The organism is Chamaesiphon sp. VAR_69_metabat_338, assembly GCF_031423935.1.
GTDB lineage: Bacteria > Cyanobacteriota > Cyanobacteriia > Cyanobacteriales > Chamaesiphonaceae > Chamaesiphon.
Map to the genome: position 1 here is coordinate 1 of NZ_JANPGM010000413.1, position 3,106 is coordinate 3,106.

General features: G+C 49.5%; 5 protein-coding genes. 3 read left to right on the top strand and 2 right to left on the bottom strand.

What is annotated here, in order from left to right; translation table 11 throughout:
- Positions 1–345 (top strand): alpha/beta fold hydrolase (locus RMO84_RS11470; protein WP_396135832.1); only part of this gene is annotated, 345 nt, incomplete at its 5' end.
- Here the strand turns inward: RMO84_RS11470 and RMO84_RS11475 are convergent.
- Complete coding sequence (locus tag RMO84_RS11475; RefSeq protein ID WP_310488591.1) at positions 322–468, bottom strand: hypothetical protein; 147 nt, start codon at positions 466–468, stop codon at positions 322–324. The genes RMO84_RS11470 and RMO84_RS11475 overlap by 24 nt on opposite strands.
- Positions 469–1,107, bottom strand: coding sequence for a TetR/AcrR family transcriptional regulator (locus RMO84_RS11480; protein WP_310488592.1), 639 nt, complete (start codon positions 1,105–1,107; stop codon positions 469–471).
- A 190-nt stretch (positions 1,108–1,297) separates the two neighbouring features.
- Here RMO84_RS11480 and RMO84_RS11485 point away from each other — a divergent pair, with 190 nt between their 5' ends.
- The gene (locus RMO84_RS11485) at positions 1,298–2,602 is read left to right on the top strand and encodes a glycosyltransferase (protein ID WP_310488593.1); all 1,305 of its coding nucleotides are present in this window, start codon (positions 1,298–1,300) and stop codon (positions 2,600–2,602) included.
- Between the two features lie 71 nt (positions 2,603–2,673).
- Positions 2,674–2,967: a hypothetical protein gene (locus tag RMO84_RS11490; protein ID WP_310488594.1), complete on the top strand. Its 294-nt coding sequence runs from the start codon at positions 2,674–2,676 to the stop codon at positions 2,965–2,967.
- The last annotated feature ends 139 nt before the right edge of the window (positions 2,968–3,106 follow it).

Sequence of the window (3,106 nt, forward strand, 5' to 3'; positions counted from 1 at the left end):
CAATTTGCCAGTAGCGATCGCGTCTATCCCGAAATTGTCGAGGCTTACTTACAATCGGCACAGCAACCCAACGCGGAGTACGCGGCACTGGCCTTTGTCAGAGGCGATTTGAGTTTCGATCTAGCGCAGTATATTCCCCAGCTCACTACGCCAACCGCGCTGATTTATGGGCAGAAAACCGAGTACACCAGTCCAGATTTAGGGCAACGTTTCACGCGGCTCAATCCCACTGCAATTCGGGCATTTGAATATCTCTACGACACCAGACTGACACCCCACCTAGAGCTGCCAGCGATCGCGATCGGTTTAATCCGCAAATTTTTACCACTGCTTCAGGAACAATAACATCACGCGATCGAGTGCAGCATTGCCAGACATCCACCGTCCAGCCTTAAGATGATATCGATCGCACTGACTTATTGCCGATCCGCCATTGGCTGAAGTTTGGATCGCCAGCACAAAAAACATCTAAATTCTGTCACCTGGTAATGGCTCCAAAACTTGAAACGCGATCGAGTGAGCCTCCTCCGCTTCAACACCTAACGTCTTCAAAATTAGTTTGGCGATCTGTTCTGGATAATCTGGCTCAGAATGTCCGCCGAGAATGGTTCGCATTGCCATCAATCCCGTCCCTAAAATCAGATCGATCGCGGCTTGTTTATTTGCCACCTGAAACCGCCCTAATTCAATCCCTGCCTCTAAATCTGTCGTTACGCCTGTTTTAATCGTTTCGCTCAATGGGGCAGCCACCAAACCGCATCTAACGATGACCCAGCCACAAGTTGAGTCCCGGATTGCTTGATGTAAAAATTGCCGAATCGCGATCGCCATCCGTACGGCAGGATCTTCAATCTGGGCAGACTGCGCCCAAATACTGTGGTTCATTTCATCGCTCAGAGCGGCGGCAACTGCTGTGAGCACTTCTTCTCGCGTTTGGAAATAGTTATAAAACGTACCTCGCGCCACGGCTGCTTCGGCAATAATCTCGTCGATCGTTACGGCATCAGCTTCTTTGCGGGCGAATACCCGATAAGCGGCGGCAATCAGACTCGATCGCGTCCGTTCTCGTTTTTCTAACCCGATCGATGCTCGTCGCGATGGCTGCATTGTTTTTGATATCCTTTAGCCTACTTGTAAAGCCATCGTATTTTACGTGCGATCGCCACTAGATAACAATTAGGCTGTGCCCAGATCCCCGACTTTTCCAAAAAGTCGGGGATCTGTAATTCGTGCTGATTTGACGATCGAGCTAAATTGACGCTAATATCAAATTGACAATAACGTCAATTAAATTAGCTTGAGTCCAGGAGAATTACTAATGCGAATTTTGACGATCGCCCTCGGTTCTCAAGGTGATGTGCAACCCTATGTTGCGCTAGCCAAAGGTTTGCAAGCAGCGGGACACGAACTGCGGATGATGACCCATACCAACTACGAACGGTTAGTGACATCGCATGGATTGGAATTCTATCCCGTCAAAGGCAACGTCCAAGAAATCGTCGAATCGCCAGAAATGCGCGAACTCTTAGAAAAAGGTAACTTCCTGGCGATTAACCGATATACATCAAAAATTGCGCGGGAAGCCGCGATCGACTGGACGCAATCGGGTTTAGTTGCTTGTCAGGATGTAGATTTAATCGTGGTGGGGATCGGTGGCTTGTTTGTGGCTCTAGCTTTAGCTGAGAAGTTGCAGATTCCCATCCTTCAAACGTTGCTATTTCCGTTTACACCGACGGCGGCATTTCCAGGGATCCTGTTTCCTCAGTCGCTATCAAAACTGGGTGGTACCTTCAATCGGCTCTCCCATCATGCACTCAGACAGATTATCTGGCAGGGTGCTAGATCTGCCGATCGCATCGTCAGACAGCAAGTACTCAACTTACCCGCATCGCCATTCTGGGGGCCATACAACGCACCGAGCTTGCATCGCTATCCAACCCTGTATGGTTTTAGTCCGTCCGTTATTTCTCAGCCTGCTGACTGGCAGCATGAGCAGATTGTGGGTTATTTTTATTTGGATGCTGCTGATGATTGGACGCCACCTTCTGACTTGGCGAACTTTCTGGCGGATGGTGCGCCGCCGGTATATGTTGGCTTTGGCAGTATGGGTATGCGGAAACCGGAAGAAACTGCCGATCTAGTCTTGCAGGCGATCGCTCGTACCGGACAACGCGCCATCTTGCAAGCTGGTTGGGGTGGTTTGAGCAAAGCTGACGTACCGGACAATATTTTGATGATAAACTCCGTTCCCCATGCATGGCTGTTCCCGCGCATGGCGGCGGTGGTGCATCATGGTGGTGCGGGGACGACAGCGGCAGGATTGAGAGCGGGGGTACCATCGATCGTGATTCCGTTCTTTGGCGATCAGCCGTTTTGGGGGCAGCGAGTGGCAGATCTCGGGGTGGGGACGGCACCAATTCCGCGTAAACAACTAACTGTAGAACGACTAGCACAGGCGATCGATCGAGCAGTTCCAGATCCCGCAATTCGCCAACGTGCCACCGAGCTAGGGGCGAAAATTCGAGCTGAGGATGGGGTGGGGAATGTTGTCTCGATCGTCCACTCGATCGCAGAACAAGGGATTCGATCGAGCGACTATTAACAATAGTTATTTAAATCGAGTATGAGATCCAAAAAAATCCAGTACGATCGATATTTTGATGAGGACTGAGCGTGTCATTTAGACAAACTAACAACAGACACGATATCTGGCAAGATTATTGCGATGACCATGCCAAGATGTTATCTGCAATCGGACTACCCATGTATGTATTTAAAAACGAGCGATCTTTAGCAGAGTTTTTGACAACTGGTATCACAGGGGATAATGAAACAAGACTCGATCGACTCAATGACGATCGATTCTGGCTGTTGTTCGGATTTGCTGACTCATGGTTCTGTGCAGGTACGGAACGCTTTACGGCGATGGAAGCACGCCGGATTCGCGATTGGCTTCACAACACCTAGAAGATCGCAATCTTAATAAGATGAAATTAATTTTAACCGCAGTAGACGAATCGCTAGCCGCAGCCTGGACTAAATTTTGCGGCGATCTAGATTTCGTAGTGGTTCATCACGGCTCCATTTTTGATGTAGATTGCGATGC